This is a genomic window from Clostridium gelidum, from assembly GCF_019977655.1.
Lineage (GTDB): Bacteria > Bacillota > Clostridia > Clostridiales > Clostridiaceae > Clostridium > Clostridium gelidum.
Map to the genome: position 1 here is coordinate 4544226 of NZ_AP024849.1, position 16995 is coordinate 4561220.

The 16995-nt window shown below is 28.3% G+C and carries 20 protein-coding genes and 1 riboswitch; of the genes, 12 read left to right on the top strand and 8 right to left on the bottom strand.

Annotated features, from left to right (window positions below; genetic code table 11):
- The first annotated feature begins 242 nt into the window (after window positions 1–242).
- From psyc5s11_RS20870 to psyc5s11_RS20880, 3 genes are all read left to right on the top strand, one after another.
- The gene (locus tag psyc5s11_RS20870) at window positions 243–1151 is read left to right on the top strand and encodes a PhzF family isomerase (RefSeq protein WP_224034402.1); all 909 of its coding nucleotides are present in this window, start codon (window positions 243–245) and stop codon (window positions 1149–1151) included.
- A gap of 330 nt (window positions 1152–1481) precedes the next feature.
- Window positions 1482–1802, top strand: a complete 321-nt coding sequence (locus tag psyc5s11_RS20875; protein WP_224034403.1) for a hypothetical protein — start codon at window positions 1482–1484, stop codon at window positions 1800–1802.
- Between the two features lie 381 nt (window positions 1803–2183).
- A riboswitch (guanidine-I (ykkC/yxkD leader) is annotated at window positions 2184–2279 on the top strand.
- A gap of 170 nt (window positions 2280–2449) precedes the next feature.
- Window positions 2450–3139, top strand: coding sequence for a radical SAM protein (locus psyc5s11_RS20880; protein ID WP_224038242.1), 690 nt, complete (start codon window positions 2450–2452; stop codon window positions 3137–3139).
- A 287-nt stretch (window positions 3140–3426) separates the two neighbouring features.
- Here the strand turns inward: psyc5s11_RS20880 and psyc5s11_RS20885 are convergent, their stop codons facing one another.
- Window positions 3427–3744, bottom strand: coding sequence for a hypothetical protein (locus psyc5s11_RS20885; protein WP_224034404.1), 318 nt, complete (start codon window positions 3742–3744; stop codon window positions 3427–3429).
- Between the two features lie 334 nt (window positions 3745–4078).
- Here psyc5s11_RS20885 and psyc5s11_RS20890 point away from each other — a divergent pair, with 334 nt between their 5' ends.
- The 3 genes from psyc5s11_RS20890 to psyc5s11_RS20900 all read left to right on the top strand — a co-directional run bounded on the left by psyc5s11_RS20890 (window position 4079) and on the right by psyc5s11_RS20900 (window position 6853).
- Entirely contained in the window at window positions 4079–5191 is a 1113-nt protein-coding gene (locus psyc5s11_RS20890; RefSeq protein ID WP_224034405.1) for a serine hydrolase domain-containing protein, read from the top strand.
- Between the two features lie 319 nt (window positions 5192–5510).
- Window positions 5511–6059, top strand: a complete 549-nt coding sequence (locus psyc5s11_RS20895) for a hypothetical protein (RefSeq protein WP_224034406.1) — start codon at window positions 5511–5513, stop codon at window positions 6057–6059.
- 164 nt (window positions 6060–6223) lie between these two features.
- Window positions 6224–6853: a hypothetical protein gene (locus psyc5s11_RS20900; RefSeq protein ID WP_224034407.1), complete on the top strand. Its 630-nt coding sequence runs from the start codon at window positions 6224–6226 to the stop codon at window positions 6851–6853.
- A 225-nt stretch (window positions 6854–7078) separates the two neighbouring features.
- Here the strand turns inward: psyc5s11_RS20900 and psyc5s11_RS20905 are convergent, their stop codons facing one another.
- Window positions 7079–7888, bottom strand: coding sequence for an alpha/beta hydrolase family protein (locus tag psyc5s11_RS20905; RefSeq protein WP_224034408.1), 810 nt, complete (start codon window positions 7886–7888; stop codon window positions 7079–7081).
- Window positions 7889–7989: 101 nt separating this feature from the next.
- On the opposite strand from psyc5s11_RS20905, the gene tnpA reads away from it, so the two are divergent.
- The 3 genes from tnpA to tnpC all read left to right on the top strand — a co-directional run bounded on the left by tnpA (window position 7990) and on the right by tnpC (window position 10366).
- Window positions 7990–8313, top strand: a complete 324-nt coding sequence (tnpA, locus tag psyc5s11_RS20910) for an IS66 family insertion sequence element accessory protein TnpA (RefSeq protein ID WP_224033074.1) — start codon at window positions 7990–7992, stop codon at window positions 8311–8313.
- Window positions 8306–8656 carry an IS66 family insertion sequence element accessory protein TnpB gene (tnpB, locus tag psyc5s11_RS20915; RefSeq protein WP_224033073.1) on the top strand — a complete coding sequence of 117 codons (351 nt, stop codon included), beginning with the start codon at window positions 8306–8308 and terminating at the stop codon, window positions 8654–8656. Before tnpA ends, tnpB begins: the two co-directional genes overlap by 8 nt.
- A 99-nt stretch (window positions 8657–8755) precedes the next feature.
- Complete coding sequence (tnpC, locus tag psyc5s11_RS20920; protein WP_224033632.1) at window positions 8756–10366, top strand: IS66 family transposase; 1611 nt, start codon at window positions 8756–8758, stop codon at window positions 10364–10366.
- A gap of 266 nt (window positions 10367–10632) precedes the next feature.
- On the opposite strand, the gene psyc5s11_RS20925 is transcribed toward tnpC, so the two are convergent.
- The 4 genes from psyc5s11_RS20925 to psyc5s11_RS20940 form a co-directional block, all read right to left on the bottom strand.
- Window positions 10633–11322, bottom strand: coding sequence for a DUF1062 domain-containing protein (locus tag psyc5s11_RS20925; RefSeq protein ID WP_224034409.1), 690 nt, complete (start codon window positions 11320–11322; stop codon window positions 10633–10635).
- Window positions 11323–11608: 286 nt separating this feature from the next.
- Window positions 11609–12265, bottom strand: coding sequence for an epoxyqueuosine reductase (locus psyc5s11_RS20930; RefSeq protein ID WP_224034410.1), 657 nt, complete (start codon window positions 12263–12265; stop codon window positions 11609–11611).
- Window positions 12266–12477: 212 nt separating this feature from the next.
- Window positions 12478–12753 carry a CD3324 family protein gene (locus psyc5s11_RS20935; RefSeq protein WP_224034411.1) on the bottom strand — a complete coding sequence of 92 codons (276 nt, stop codon included), beginning with the start codon at window positions 12751–12753 and terminating at the stop codon, window positions 12478–12480.
- A gap of 513 nt (window positions 12754–13266) precedes the next feature.
- On the bottom strand, window positions 13267–14001 hold the full coding sequence (locus tag psyc5s11_RS20940; RefSeq protein ID WP_224034412.1) for a hypothetical protein: 735 nt from the start codon (window positions 13999–14001) through the stop codon (window positions 13267–13269).
- 416 nt (window positions 14002–14417) lie between these two features.
- Here psyc5s11_RS20940 and psyc5s11_RS27940 point away from each other — a divergent pair, with 416 nt between their 5' ends.
- Both psyc5s11_RS27940 and psyc5s11_RS27945 read left to right on the top strand, forming a co-directional pair.
- Window positions 14418–15008: a 2-keto-3-deoxygluconate permease gene (locus psyc5s11_RS27940; protein ID WP_258712369.1), complete on the top strand. Its 591-nt coding sequence runs from the start codon at window positions 14418–14420 to the stop codon at window positions 15006–15008.
- Between the two features lie 11 nt (window positions 15009–15019).
- Window positions 15020–15397: a 2-keto-3-deoxygluconate permease gene (locus psyc5s11_RS27945; RefSeq protein WP_258712370.1), complete on the top strand. Its 378-nt coding sequence runs from the start codon at window positions 15020–15022 to the stop codon at window positions 15395–15397.
- 207 nt (window positions 15398–15604) lie between these two features.
- On the opposite strand, the gene psyc5s11_RS28270 is transcribed toward psyc5s11_RS27945, so the two are convergent.
- Window positions 15605–15787 (bottom strand): GNAT family N-acetyltransferase, encoded by a 183-nt coding sequence (locus psyc5s11_RS28270; protein ID WP_375542019.1) that lies wholly within the window; start codon window positions 15785–15787, stop codon window positions 15605–15607.
- A gap of 133 nt (window positions 15788–15920) precedes the next feature.
- Here psyc5s11_RS28270 and psyc5s11_RS20955 point away from each other — a divergent pair, with 133 nt between their 5' ends.
- Window positions 15921–16094 carry an ATP-binding protein gene (locus psyc5s11_RS20955; RefSeq protein WP_311196455.1) on the top strand — a complete coding sequence of 58 codons (174 nt, stop codon included), beginning with the start codon at window positions 15921–15923 and terminating at the stop codon, window positions 16092–16094.
- A gap of 740 nt (window positions 16095–16834) precedes the next feature.
- Here the strand turns inward: psyc5s11_RS20955 and psyc5s11_RS27950 are convergent.
- Window positions 16835–16957, bottom strand: coding sequence for a hypothetical protein (locus psyc5s11_RS27950; protein WP_258712371.1), 123 nt, complete (start codon window positions 16955–16957; stop codon window positions 16835–16837).
- Between the last annotated feature and the right edge of the window lie 38 nt (window positions 16958–16995).

The window sequence follows — 16995 nt, forward strand, 5'->3', positions numbered from 1 at the left end:
CTTACTTCTAAATGAAACCAGGGTTTAAAAATAAACCCTGGTTTTATTTTATGTTAAAACTACCTTTTAAGAGCGTTTAATGTAGATTTAGTGTAGTAAGTAAAAACTTGTTCTTTAAAAATTCAATAATGTGGTATTAACAAAATATGTTATAATCAATCATAATAGTATAGTGAAGTATTAACAGAGACTATCAACAAACTTCCAATATAAAAATTGATAATATCTTCAGGAGGAAAATTATGATAAGGAAATATAATTTATACCAAATCGACTCATTCACTAAGGAAAAATTTGCAGGAAATCCAGCTGGAGTAATAACAAATGCTGATGGATTAACTACAGATGAAATGCAGAAAATAGCTAGGGAACTTAATAATTCTGAAACAGCTTTTATTCTATCTTCAAATAGTGATGAGTACGATGTTCACATACGGTTTTTCACTCCAACAAATGAAGTGCCAATTTGCGGACATGCAACTATTGCAGCTCATTATGCTCGTGCTATAGAAAATAAGCTTGTTACGTCAAGGGTTTATCATAAAACTGGTGCGGGAATTTTACCTGTTGATATAGTAAAAGAAAATGATGATTACAAAATTATTATGACACAAGGGAGAATTGAATTTGGATCAATTATTGATGAAATAAATATAAAAAATGTTATATTGGCACTTAATATAAGTAATAACGATCTACTAGAAGATTATCCAATACAGGTAGTTTCAACAGGTCATTCTAAGGTTATGGTTGGTATAAAAAGCATTGAAACTTTAAATAAAATCAAACCAAATTATGATGCACTTTCTAAACTTAGCAAGGATATTAAGTGTAATGGCTATTATGTTTTCACAGTTAATTCTCAGGATAACGATATTTTAGTACATGGCAGAATGTTTGCTCCTGTAATAGGTATTAATGAAGATCCTGTAACTGGTAATGCGAATGGTCCTTTAGGTGCATATCTGGTTCATCACAAATTGGTTAATCATAATAATTCTTTATTTAAATTTAAAGCTAAACAAGGTGATGCTATAAAAAGGCCAGGGATTATCGATGTTGAGGTAAAAATAGAAAATAAAGAGCCTACAGAAGTTAAAATTTCAGGACATGCTATAATAGCATTCAATTCTGAATTATCATTAAAATGATTATCTAAAATAACAATTAATTTAGATAGGATACAATATTCTTGCATTATAAATTAATAAAAATAAATAACATATTGAAATATTGCATTATTCAGAGATGAATTTGCAATATTTTTTTCTACGCAATTCTTAGAAAGTGGGAATCATTTTAATGAAGTAAAGTATATAAATGTTCTTTGAAAATTAAATAATACGATGTTCATGTTATATTCAATAATTAATTCACAATTTTAAGTAATTGAAGGATACAAAAACTATTGATAATTCAGATATCAAAAGAGTGTATATTTCTATTAGTAAAGAAAATACTAATAATAAGAGGTGAACGGTATGCAAATAAAGAAATTTTTTATAATTCTTTTAGTATCTTTACTTATGTTTGGAGAAGTTACGCAGGCACAAAAAATTCCCACTTCAGATACTTTAAAACAAGGTATCTATAATATTTCTCCTGAACACAAGGGGTATTATCGTAATATTAAACTTACAACTCCAGATAAACCTGTTACTATTACATTGCTTAACTCTAAAGGCGCCCAGATATTGTTTGCAATACTTAGTAATGAAAATGACTATATAAAATTTGGTCCTATAGAAATTGGAGAGACATTAATTATAACTGGTGATGGAGAAATATCTGTAATTCATTAAGAGTAGATTCAATTTTTTACTTTTATAAATTTCTATGACATTGCTTTACAAGTTATTACATTACGATTAGTAAAAATAAAAATTAAATTAAAATTTCGCATTATTCAAAATTGAATTTGCAATTTTTTTCTTGTGTCATACTAATTAAGTGCGAAGCAATTTTAATGAATGATGAAAGATGTTGTTCTCATGGGTAATGATTTTAACAATAATATTTGGGGATTACTCGGAAAATAATTTTAAAGTTCCCATAAGTACACTTATTTCTAAATGAAACCAGGGTTTAAGAATAAATTCTATTTTGGTTATATTGATTTAATATTAATCTTATGCTAAAATCAATTTACAATTTTAAACTTGTAAATCATAATTTAATTATATATTTAAGTTTTCTAGGGTTCCGCAGTTTGTAACTGGCAGGTCCGAGAGAAAACGCACAGTTAACTGTGTACACGGAAGGATAAAAGCCTGGGAGATATTGTGATAATATTTCTATGGCTTTTTTTATTTTCAATTATTTTAATCTAGGAGGCTAAATGATTAATAATAATTTAGTACAGAATAATTTAGGCGGAACATGTACGATTTCAATTCTTGATATTAACAATAAAGAAGTATTAATAAAGTAATTTAAGGAGAATACGGTTATTGATGGTTTCAGTTATAACGATATTTATATAGAAGATGGAAGAAAGGTATTGGAAGTTAACATACTTCCAGAAAAGCATTGTAATTTTGACTGCATATTTTGTCCTATTGGAAAGTCGCAAAATAAGGTAGATACCCAAAAGTCATTTGATAAAGTAGATAGATCCTTGGTTGAACTGAACAGCATGATAGAAAATACTAAAGCAGAATTAATTTTTATTAACTCAAAGGGAGAAGCCTTAGTAAATGATAAAATTGGTGATATTATTGACCTTGTCAAAACCAAAGGAATACCTGTAAGACTGCTTTCTAATGGATATTTACTAGGTAGAGATGAATATATAAAAATTGCTAATAAATGTGATGAGATAGTTGGAGAGATAAAAGTAATAACAGAAGAAGATTTTCAAAAAGTCCAAAGACCTATTGAAGGGTATACTTTAGTAGAATATATTTCAAATATGGTTTCATTTAATAAACAATATAAAGGGAAATTTATATTTGAAATTACTATCATTAAGGGCTATAACGATGATGAAACATCAATTCAAAAGATAAAAAATATTATCAATGAAATATCTCCAAGCACGATAATTGTTGCAAGAATGGAAGATGAAAGATTTAATAAAAAACTTGGTATAACTGATGAAAGATTTGAGGAAATTTCAAAGGAGCTACTAAATAGTTAGTAAAACTAATACATAATATAATATCGCCTTGGCCTTTTTTAATTTTTAAATATTGCAAGGAGTGAAACTTACGGAATGGTTAATTTTGATTATTGCATGTGTACTTGAAATGAGATGAGCTATAGGGTTAAAGATTGTATCTCCCCATTAATTAGTCTTTTGCTAATACGTAATCTTCTTATATTAAAAATTATAAGTGGACACTCCCCTATTTAAGGTTTAAGGACTAGTCACTTAATTTTGTAACTAGTCCTTAAACCTTATATAAATCAATAAGGACTTTTTGCTTAAGAAAATGATAATTGATCAGTACCTGCTATTAGAATCTTATAATCATATGACATTGGATTCAATATATATTGTAATGAATTCGAATCAAAACGTATAGATTGTTCTAGTACAAGATCATTATTAAGTAGAATAATAAAAGCTTTACCGCCAGAAACATTTTGAACTTTATATGGAACGTTTGCTAGCAAATTCAAATCTTTTAGACTATAAATTCCTTCAGAAAAAGTCTGCTTAGTTTCAGCTACTGTGAATACCGTATTGAGGTTAAAAGATATAAATAAAAAAGCAGAAAATATAAGGGCAAATTTTCTCACAATTATAGCCACCTTTCATAATTTGTTTGCAGTATTAAATGATTCAAGTTCTATTTTATGAATTTAAGAAAAAAATATTCAAGTTATCGGTAATTAAATTAGTACACAATCTGTAGATTTGACAAAGTAAATTAAAATATATTCTTTGAAATATTTATATTTTAAAATAACTGCAACAGACATTTTAATTGATAAATTGTATAATTGGAACGTTCTTAGTTGTTAATCCTCACTATTAATACTATTATATTTATACATTAAAGGTTAGGATATGGAAACGTAATCGCATTTAATCTTAGTTGTAATGAAATTGGTAAAGTTGGGGGAGTTAATAATGATAAAAATAACTGTGTTAAAAATAATAACTTTAATATGTACATTTACAATCTTATTAACAGGTTGTGCAAGTAATCAAAGAACAAGTGTACAAGAAAGTACACAAGCAAATTACAAGGAAATTCAATCTAAATTAATTAAATCTATGAATGATTATTCTAAAAAAGATGGATTTAGTGGTACAATTCTTATTGCAAAAGATGATGATATATTATTAGATAGAGGATATGGAATGGCAGATTATGAAAATAATATTGCTAATACTTCTCACACAGTTTTTGAAATTGCCTCATTAACAAAACAATTCACAGCTACAGCGATCTTAATGCTTCAAGAAAATAAACTTCTAAATGTACAAGACACACTTAACAAATATATTTCTGATTATCCCAATGGAGATAAAATAAAAATTTATAATCTGCTTACACATACCTCGGGAATTCCAGACAGCCGTAAGATTATCGACTCATTGGAAAGTGGAAGACATACTTATACTCATGATGAATTAATTGAAGTGTTTAAAAATAAACAACTTAATTTTGATCCAGGAACATCATATGAATATAGCAATTCAAATTATATATTACTTGGAGATATAATCGAAAAAGTATCAAAAATGAAATATGAAGATTATATACAAAAAAATATATTAATACCTTTAAAAATGAATGAAACAGGATTTTTAAGCAATCAATCTACTATAAAAAACAAAGCAACTGGCTACTCTGTAATATGGGAAAATACAAATAAATATACAAAGGCAATTGATTGTGAAAGCTCACTTCCATACTCTGCTGGAGAAATATGTTCAACAGTTGAAGATTTATATAGATGGGAAAGTGCTTTATTTGCAGGTAAATTAATTAAAAAAGAATCATTAGATGAAATGTTTACTCCTTATTTAAATAATTATGGTTATGGATGGTTTATTAATAAAGATAGTGAAGGAGATAAACTTATATTTCATGATGGAAGTTTACCAGGATATACTACATTTATAGAAAGAAATGCTGATAAAAAATACGTGGTTATTATATTAAGTAATAAAGAATTTAATAAATCTGTGCATAGTATACAAGTAGGATTATCGCAACTTTTAGAAAATTCATAAAAGTTTTTTATAAATTAATAAAATAATAATTACAGAATTGTAATTATTCAAGGGAGTGAATTTGCGTTTTTCACTGCATCCTACTTAGACAAAGTGCATATAAAAATGTAATTACTTACGTAGAATTTTTTTGATTTAACTTGCCCATTTCAACTCATTTTATGAAGGAGCATTGACTCTATTTGTTTTCTCAAAAAGTATAGTAACTTAAAATTGTTTATTCTGATATATATGTCTATAATATAAATAATATGGTATTTTTAATGAATAATAGTAGATAATTTTGTATAATCCATTGTTTTTATATGAGGGGGAATTTATGAAAAAGGTAACAAAATTATTTAGTATTTTATCTTTAGTTACATTAATTTTAGTTGTATGTAGTAATTCAAATGAAAACAATGCTCAAAAAGTTGCTAAAGAATTTGAAACAGAACTTTATACAGTAGATTCAAATAAAATTAATGACTATAATAATTTAATTAAAATTAAAGATGTTCAGGCTCTTGCTGAAACTATGCAATCCAATGATAAAACTATAAAATCTTTAATGACGGAAGAGGGATATAATTCTTTGGTTGCAAACAGATTCAACACTTTAAATACTCAAGGCTGTGCTGAAGGTAATTATACAATGCAAGTTACAGACTTAACTTTGTCCCAAAATTCTTATGATATCAAAGAAAATAAAGCAGGATATAATTTTGAAACTAAATTAAAGTTTAGCTTAAACAAAGATAATACCGAACAAACAGATGTTGGGAAAGGATACATTGGACTTTCAAAAGAGAATGGACAGTGGAAGGTTTTTGTATATAGGATGACTGTATTACCAAAGTTGATAGAAGAAACATTGAGTAATAAATGATTTTCTTATTCTAAATATTCTTAAAATGTGTAACAATTAAGGTTTTGTAGTAACTACACCCTTGTAGATAATTGTTTAAAACTATTATATTTAAATAGATATCATACCAGTTAAATTAAAATATAAAGGAGTAGATTATAATAAAAAGATTAAGTTATTTAGTAATGTTTTTATTACTATTTTCATTTGTATCATGTAGTGCTCCAAAAAATATTAGCAAACCTAAACCACTTAGTGTTTCAATTGTAAATGATGTGGATACCTATGGTCTTTATATGTCTTCAGTTAAGGGAATAACATTACTACCCAAACTAGAAGAAACTACCGATAAAGACATACAGTATCATTGGTCAATAAATAGTGATACAAAAAAGTTTAAAGGAAAAACCCTTGATACGGAAATGTTTGATACCCCAAATGGTCCAGTAAAGGAAATAATTAATTCAGGAGAATCAGTATTGTTTATTGTTGTGGCAGAAATAAGTTATGCTAAACCAGATACGCTTTCTAGAGAGATTAATGTTACTTTAACAGTAGAAGAAAAAGACTCCAACAATGTATTGGCAAAATCCGAATTAATCATTGAAGATTACAGTGGTACTTACAAGGTTAAGAAAGTATTTGATGAATTAAAGATAAGATCTTCATCTGATATTGAGATTTACTGTGCTTTATCTTTCCAAGCTTCAAAATATAGATATGATAACTATAAAAAATGGTACAAATATAAAATTATGAGTAGTTCTGATAGATGTATTCTTAGAAATTTTCAAAATTATTTAAATTCACAGTAGCAAGAATATAATGAATTTATTGCTTTTATGAATTCATTTTGAAATAATAATCCCCCGCATGTTGTATAGTAATTTCAACATGCGGGGGATTATTATGACACATACCTAAAACAATCTTGTAAATAAGATTAAAAAAAATCAAATAGTGATTTCATCATAAATTGGTCACAGACTATCCATAAATGGCATCAATTGTTAATTGCAAAATATATATTAATTAATTTTTTACTTCACTTTCATCAAGAAATCCAATATCTCAATATTAAGTTCATTATGAAACTTCTCTCTATCAAAACCAACTGGGTCTTGTGCTGGAAAAAACTCTGGCGTAATCATAAATTTTGGAAATGGGCTCAAGAATGAGAAGTGTCCAGCATTTTCAATAACTTTGTACTCGACTTTACTGCTATCCGCAACCCCGTCCAAAACAATTTGTGCATGGAAAGGTTGAATGAATTGATCTTTTTCGGCAGCAAGCATTAAAATTGAAATATCTACTCCACTCAAAGCTCCTTTATCCTTAAACCAAACTGTTCCTGGAGCTAGAAGAACAAGTGAATTAATCTTTCTATTATGTGCTACATTTATCTGTTTAGTCTTTCCATCTGAAGATTCATTAGGCAATGAAGTTTGTATACCTCCTGCCACTGCTAATGCAGTACATCCACCAGTAGAGTGACCTATTATAGAAATAGAATCTGCTTTTAAAACACTTACAAATTTCTCGCTATCAAAAAACCAATCTATAGCAGTGTTAATATGTCTTGGTCTATTTTCTAAATTTTCTACAGTTCCCTCCAATGTATTATTATTGAAATTATTGAATGGATGCTCAGGCATTCCTACTATAAACCCATTACAAGCTAAATGATGAGCAAGAGTTCTATAAAGTAAGTTCCCCCCACCGCTTCCATGAGATATTATTATCAATGGAAATTTGTCATCTTTAGGTTTTGCATTTATTGATAAGTCCAAGCAAAATGGACCAAGCTCTTCTATCTTTCCAGCCTCATCTGTAGGATACATAACTGACATAGGAAACGTAACTCCGTAAGCGTAAAAAAATTAACGGATAGATAAATGTAAGTCTCTATTGTTAAAATTAACATAGATTTTAACAATGGAGGTTTATTTACATGAATAATAATGAGAAGATAAATTGGAGAGAAATTGTTGCTACCTTTTCTTCTTACGAAGGAACGTTAGGAACTTTCTGCAATGCAAATCACATTACTAAAAGTCAATTTCATTACTATAAAAAGAAATTCAAGAATGAAGATAATAATTTACAGTTTCATGCAATTTCAATGAGAGAAGAAAAAGTAACAACTGAAGTCACCGTAGTTCCAGCTGATAGACCTAATATAATAATAGAAATAGGAGCCGCTAAAATATATGTACCGGCTAATGAAATAGCTATTTTGAGTAAGTTGCTTAAGGATTTGATTACAAATGTTTAATCTTAATAAAGTTAATACAGTTTATCTTGCATGTGGAATAACAGATTTGAGAAAAAGTATTGATGGACTAGTAGTGATTGTGCAAACGCAGCTAAAGTTGGATCCGTTTGAAAAAGCCTTGTTTGTTTTTTGCAATAGGCAAATGAATAAAATTAAGATACTTCACTTTGATGAAGGATTCTGGCTGTACTATTTCCGACTTGAAAATAGTAAATTGAAATGGCCGATGACTCCAGACGAAGCTCTTAAAATCAACAAAGAGGAATTGAAATGGTTGCTTATGGGATATGAAGTTAGAACTAAGTCTAAATTTAAGCCAATTGAAGTAAGAAATAGCTTTTAAAACAAATATCGCTGTAAACCCTTAATTTTGAACTTTTACAAGTTTCGGAATTGAGGGTTTTGTGGTAAAATACCCCTATATTTGTTGTGAGGTATAGGGATGGATATTTTAGATTTAGAAGATCAACTTGATAAAAAAACAAAATTATTGATTTCTAAAATGGAAAAAGACATTGAATCAAAAGATAAGGAAATTGATGATTTAAAAAAGGAATTGGCTTTTCTTAAAGGACAGCTCCTTAATAAAAACAGAAAAATTTTTGGACAATCTAGTGAACAAGTTGATTCAAGACAGCTCTCACTTTTTAATGATGCTGAAAAAAACAGTGATATTAAAATAGATGAGCCTTCCATTGAAGAAATTACATATACAAGAAAAAAATCATCTTCTCATTTAGGAAAGAAAGATAATCTATCCGGCCTAGATAGAGTTACAATTGAGCATAAACTTGCTGACTCTGAAACATTTTGCGATAAATGTGGGAATGATTTAATTATAATCGGTAAAAAATCAAAAGAAATTTTAAAATATAAGCCAGCAGAACTTTACATAGAAGAACATATTTCATATACATATGCTTGCAAAAATTGCGAAGCGGATGCTGATAAAGCCAATATAATTTCTGCAAAAATTCCAAATACTTTCTTATATAAAAGTATGGCTTCAAATGAATTATTAGCTCATGTTGTGAGCATGAAATATCAATATGCAATGCCATTATATAGAATGGAATCATATTTTAAGATGATGAATGTTAATCTTTCAAGACAGACATTATCCAACTGGATAATAAGTTGTGCAAATGAACTTCAGCCTGTTTTTCATTATATGAAAGAGGAACTCTTAAGAAGAAATTATATCCACGCCGATGAAACTTATGTGAAGGTTATTGAGGAAAATGGAAAAGACTCCAACTCAAAAAGGTTCATGTGGCTATATCGCTCCGGAGGCATAGAGAACCATATAATTTTATATGATTATCAGAAAACAAGATCTGGTTCTTGTGCTGAAGAATTTCTTGAAGGTTTCTCTGGATATCTTCAAACAGATGGATATGATGGCTATAATAAAGTTAAGAATATAAAAAGACTATATTGTATGGCCCATATTCGAAGAAAATTCTTTGATATAATATCAACCTTAAACCCCGAAGCTCTAAAGCAGTCTCACGCAATAGAAGGGTTTAATTATTGTGAGCGACTTTATAAAGTTGAAAAAGATCTAAGGGAACAATATATATGTAGTGATGATTATTATGGTGATCGACATGCAATAAGGCTCAAGAGATCTGCACCCATTCTTAATAAATTTCAAGAATATGTAGATAATGAAATTGTTAATGCTCTTCCTAAAAGTCCTTTAGGTAAAGCTCTTGCATATGCTCAAAAGTTGTTGCCATATATGAGAACTTTCTTGACAAATGGATGTCTTGAAATTGATAATAATGCAGCTGAAAGAGCTATAAAACCATTTGTAATTGGCAGAAAAAACTGGATGTTCTCCAAGACAGTAAAAGGCGCAAAATCAAGTGCATTACTTTATAGTATTACTGAAACGGCTAAAGCCAATGGCTTAGCAGTGGAAAAGTATTTAGTATATTTATTTGAAATGTTTGCAAATTCAGAAGTTAAGGAAATGGACATACTAGAAAAATGTATGCCATGGTCTGAAAGCATTCCAGATGAACTGCGCGTTAAGACTACCAAATAATTATTTCTATATAAAATTATACCCAACAGAGAATATAAGTTTTTCTGTTGGGTTTATTTTATCACTTAAATTATACTACCGCTACGCGTCGATTCTTTGACGCTTACGTAACTCCACCGTAATTATCCACAAGTTCAACCTCACAATAGCCCACAAAAGAATCCTTTTCTTCTCTCGTAAGTGGGCTCATGTTTATTTCTTCTTTCTGCATTTTTTGAATACTCCCCTCTAACTTTTATTTAATTGTATTAGTTAATAAAACGCCTTTATACTATAGCTTCTAAAACTTCTATATTCTCTACTACCTTTAAAACATGTATCTCCATTTTATCTCTTACTTTTGCATTTAATGAATTTTTATCATCTTTAATTAATATTAATCCTTTTTTATGCATACTTTTTATTTGGCTCCTTGAAATTCCCAGTTTATCACTTAAAAGCTTGTCCACTCTAATCTCTATTGGATACTTACAAGCAATTTCAATAACAAGCTCATTCTCATTAAGCAGAGAGCCAAAAACTTGCTTTTTGCGCGAATCGCTTACTCCTACGACGTTAGGAGTAGGAGTTTCCTTAATATAATATACTTCTAATTTCTTTTGAATTAATTTATAATTAACATCTTCTAGAATAACTTCAGCTTTATTTTTATTATATATACTTAAATTAAAAGCATATTCTCTGGCTAATTCTTTATCATTAGAAAGAAATCTTTCATACTCATCTTTATTAATATCATATGGTTTTATTCTTTCATATATTGTCATATTCCAAGTTGATTTACATTTTTCACATTGATAAATTAGCCAAACGTCAATATTACTTTTATTAGCATTTACTCTAAATCTTTCAGTATTTATATAGCTTGCTTTTTCATTACATTTAGGACAATTCCTTCTTATTATTGGTAAATTTATAGGATCTAATTCCCATTGATATTTTTTTAAATAGCTCATGTTGCTCCTCCTAAGTCAATTGAATTTTTAGGATTTGCAAAGGCTATCTCATTACATTTTTATAATAATTCACTAGCCTCTGCTATGCATTAAAAATATCTGTTGTCATAAATAATTCCTCCAATCTCTTTTCTATAAATATATTTTATCACCCCTGCATATTACATAAAACCTCATTCTTATTTCATAAATAAAAATGAGGCAATATGATAAAAATCATAAGGATTATACTCCATATACATTTAAAACTTTTACAAATCAAGACTTCACCTTTGGCTTCTGCTGTTCAGTCACTTGAAATTTTCATATACTTCTGGGTCCATAAACAATTAGTTAAACATTTCAAACAAGTCTCACAGTGGTATACATCGACTATTAAATCTCTATTCATACCTATTTCCCATGTAGATCCATGGATAACCTTTGCTGGACAAATATCCTTACAAACAGTACATCCCCCACATTTAGGCATTATTATCGGTTTATTTTGAGTGGGTAACGGTGCATTTGTCAATACACTACACATACAAAGTGCACTTCCATATTCTTCAGTAACTAGCAAATTACTTTTCCCAATCCAACCCAATCCAGCCAACATGGCAATTTTTTTATGTGGAAGTGTAGTGGTTTTAGTATTTACATCATAAAATCCATTTATAAGATTTCTTTCTGATTGAGCATATGCTTTGTATCCTTTTGCTTTGATAAAATCAGCCGTCCATTCTGAAAGTTCATTAACATCATGTTCCTTTTTTGAAAACTCAAAATAGTCTACTATGTTTTCTTTTGACAGACGAAAAATATAACTGGGGCTCAAAATTATTCCTATCAAAATAGCAACACTATACCCCTTATTTTCCTTTACCGAGAGCATGGATATATCAACTACTTTGACAAAATTCACACCACGGGTTTTTAACTCAGAAATCAACTCATTTAACATATATAATCTCCCCTATTGTCGTGCAGTTATAAAATAATGTATAATTCGAATTTTTACAAAGTTATAGTAACTACTCTTAATAGTTATACACGCATTTCTTCGCTTTTCATTACTTATTAACAATAACATTAGTCCTTCTACACACACAACCTCTTACTTAATTCTTAAACAAAAAAGTGCCACCTAATACAAATTAGGCAGCATATTCTCTATCATGATATTTTCTTTTTTTGCAAAATAATTCTTTGTATAGTTTTTGGTGATAAATAATATCTTTCTGAAAGGCTTTGTGTAGACATTCCAGTTAAATAATCTTCATATATACTTGTATTTCTATTTGAAAGTTCCTTTTTGCTTTGAGTTAATTCACCCCATGCAATTTTATTTTCCTCTTTCTTTGGTATATAAATGTATTCACCCTGTATATAGTTTTGAATTATTTTTAATATTTCATCTGGGAAAACATCCCCAGCTTTTGCATAGCTCATTTTATGCTCCTCCTAAATATAATTTTATCTTAGGATTGAGCAAAGGCTATTTTATATTTTTATCATTAACTCTTATGCAATAGCCTTTGCTATGCATAAATAACAGGTCTTGTCATAAAGCTACGCCCCTTTCTCTTATGTTCTCATAGTATAGATTTAATACAAACCTATACTAAATTCTATTATATACCATTTATAAAATTAATTTCAATATATTTTACCAAAATAAAACAAAACTTACCATATTACTTTTTATATGTTAAGTTCTTTTATTCTAATTTATTACCCATTTTTAGTGCATCCCTTAATAGTATTACGTAGTATTTCAAATTAAAAAATATCGCAAATCTATTCATAGTATAGAATAGTGCGATATTTTTTAATTTACTATTAAATTTTTAAATGAAATAATACTTATGTTTCATAAATTGAAATTCATTAGAACGAAAATTGTATATAGAGAGCTGGCATTTGATTTTTGCATGAAGCTATACAATATAAATATTATCAGAACTACTCTAAATTTTTTAAATAATTCTGGTATTCTATTATTAATTGGATTTCTATTTGCATTAAATTATACAACTTAACATATGGCAACATAAAACCTATGTGCTCCCCATTCAGTGCTTTTTCAAGCCATTTATTTGATGGGTCCTTTATTTCTTTTTGAATAATTTCAGATAACTTTTGATTATCAGCTGTTCTATTATTAATCTTGTCCAATATTGCGCCACGCACATCATAAGCTAAAGATTTTTCAATAAAATTCATAATACAATCTTTGAGTTTATCATTATATTTAAATGGAACATTTTCAATCATTCTAATCATATAATCCCTTAATTTTTCTTCTGAATCATAAAATAAAGTTATACGTGGTTTGAACAAGGCATCACAATTCTCTAGTGTTTGTACATACATATCACACATATCTTCAAATAAAAAATCCGTTTTTAAATCTAAATGATTAAATCCAGCTCTTTTCTCCATAGGTGTAATTACATAATTAAAATACATTACATATTTTTTAATTAATATAAGCATTAATCTATCATATCTTTTTATTGACGCAATTTCTTCAATTCTCTCTTGTTTCTCATCTTGCCGATCTATAAAGTGCTGAACAAATGAAACCGTAACAATAATTCCTAATAAATTAGTTGCTAATCCAATTAAAATATTATTTGTGTTATTAGCTGCATTTTCACTTAAATTCCCCCATGAAGAACATGCTATAAAAATCAATACTACACTGATAAAAAATAAAAAAAAGAGATTTTTCCAGCGGCACTTCTTCCCCATGTCTTTAATCGATTTATGATATTATCTTTCATATTTATTACCTCAACAAATTATTTTATATTTCAGTTAATTATATCATGTTTTGTAAATATCACACTATTCAATTTTCAAAGAACATTATTTCAATAAATTACTACGCCAAATCTACACATTGTTCATTAATTAAAACTCTTATTTAATTTCTTAAGATAATCCCTTTTTAGGCTTTATTTAACTACTTTGTGTATTTTTCAGCAACAGATCACTTTTATACAATTTAATATTTATTACTATGGAAAAAAATATCATAATAAATATGTACTATTAAATAGAATAAACTTATTTTTACTAAGTTTAGATAAGCAGAAAAGGAGATAAACATGCGAATATTAGAAAAAATAAATAAAATACCAGCTGGGACAATGATTGTGCCATTATTTATATCAGCTATTTTAAATACAATTTGTCCTTCAATTTTGAGAATAGGTAGTTATAGTCAAGCTTTAATTTCTGATGATGGATTAAAAGTTATGATGGTCTTGACTTTATTATTTACAGGAACACAAATGAGCATTAGTGATATACCAGAAGCTTTAAAGCGAGGTGGCAGTCACGTGTTGTTTAAATATTTAGCAGGTGCTGGTGTTTATATTCTTATATTTCACTACTTTGGAAATAACGGAATACTAGGAACATGTAGCTTAGCAATTTTATGTGCTTTAACGAACAATAATGGTAGTTTATATATGGGGCTCGTACAAAGTTATGGCGACCATGCTGACCTTGTTGCAAGACCAATGTTTAATTTAAATTCAGGCCCTATGCTCTCTTTACTTACTATCGGAATTGCAGGAAGCAATGCAATAAGTTGGCAAGAATATGTAACCATTTTATTACCTATATGCATTGGAATTTTATTATGCACCCTTGATGATAAAATTAAACTATCAGGAAAAACGGAACTGCATTAGTGCTACCTATAATGGGCTTTATTTTAGGAGCAAATATTGATCTTTGGAAAATTTTTGAGGCAGGCTTTAGCGGAGTTTTTCTTTTTATTATTGTAATAGTTGTAACTGGGCCTGTTGCCTTTATTGTTGACAGAGTTTTATTAAAAAGACCTGGTTATGGTGGTATGGCAACTGTATCTGTTGCTGGTAACACAATTGCAGTGCCAGCGATGATTGGACAAATAGTTCCGAGCTTTTCTTCTTATGTAAAATTAGCAACTGTGCAAATATCGTGTGCTGCTGTTTTATCAGCAATTTTATGTCCATTTATCGTACAATGGCTTGCAAAACGTTTTGGGTGCCCAAAATATGAAGAAAATTTTGGTGAAAAACAAAATTTTATTATATAAGTAAAGAAACGGTTATTGTCCTTTGTATATTTTGATGCTACATATTTTTTGACACTTTTATTTAATGTATTTTGCTTTATACGTTAATTATTTATATATACTCTATTTTACTAATCGTATTTCTCATCTTACTTTTCATCATTAACGATTTAAGTATTCCTTTTATTTTTACTCATTATTATATATACTTATATGTTTATTATTCTTCTATGTTTTTATGTTCCCATTCACCTTTTTGAGTTTGTAATAGTAATAGTTCTCCCCATCAATTTTTATAGTATCAATTAGCTTAAAACCACATTTTTCTATCACCTTATTTGAAGAAGTATTATATGTTAATGCAGTAGTATTTAATACCTCACAATTAGTGTTTTCAAATAAGTACTTAATTAACCCTTTAGAAGCTTGAGTTGCATGCCCCTTACGTGTATATCTTTTGAAATACCATAACCTATTTCTCTATTTGGTGGAGGTAATTCATCTTTTAAACCTGAAGTAATCCAACCAAGATAAACTACCACTTATATGGAATAGGTATTATAAGGTTAGCAAAGAGCATAAACGTGCAGCAATTGGAACGGGACTTGGCTTGTCAATTGTAAAAACTATTCTTGGCCAACATCATGCCAATTATGGAGTTAAAAGTACTGTTGGTCAAGGCAGTATCTTCTGGTTTGAACTGGACATCTACAAATAAAATTCAGTAACTACAAAATAATCACTTGCTTACTATGTTGATATTTTGATATATATATTTTAAATTAAGAAATATTCTTAAAATAACTAGTTTTTCCAACCTCGAAACCTCTCAGCCCTCATTTTTGGCGCATATTCTTCACCATATTTATGGTAATATTCTTCTCCATATTCATGGTGAACCATATACATATTTATAAATATAATATTATTAAATTTTTAATGAGTTTAATCTAAACTTGCCACCATTCTGACATAATTTCATATTATAATAAGTTTATAAAGCTGATAATAATATTTTTTTTCATAAATATTTACCCTATAAATATAAAGAAGCAACATTCATATTACCCCTATGAAATGTTGCTTTTTCTTTATGTTCAATAAGTTTAAGTTATACATTATTTTAAAATGTTGTAATATAATTACAACGTTTTACTTATTACACTTCTTAAGAAAAGAAATATTCTAATAATTCTATAATTTACTAGGCATTGAAAAATCACTCACAGGAAGTTTCCCGTGAGTGATTATTGGTTAGGGATTTATTTTAAAAATCTCAATTGTCAAATAATTTAAAATGCTGTCGTTCATTTTGAGCGATACAGCATCTTTTCAAAGTTTTTTATAATAATCTATTTATGTTTTTATATTTCATCATCATGAAATGATATACAAATCACCTCATCAGTACTTAGTTCTTCGACCTTACTTAAATACATTATTAAGTTATCATTGATATTACTTATGATGTGGCTCACCCGTCATTATTCTAAACCACCTTGCACTTGCTATTCCAACAAGTACATTTGTTATTTCCCCTACACTTAACACAACAAAAAACACTAAGTGATCAAAGTCCATTGAACTTCAAGACTTTGACCACCTAGCATTATAACAAG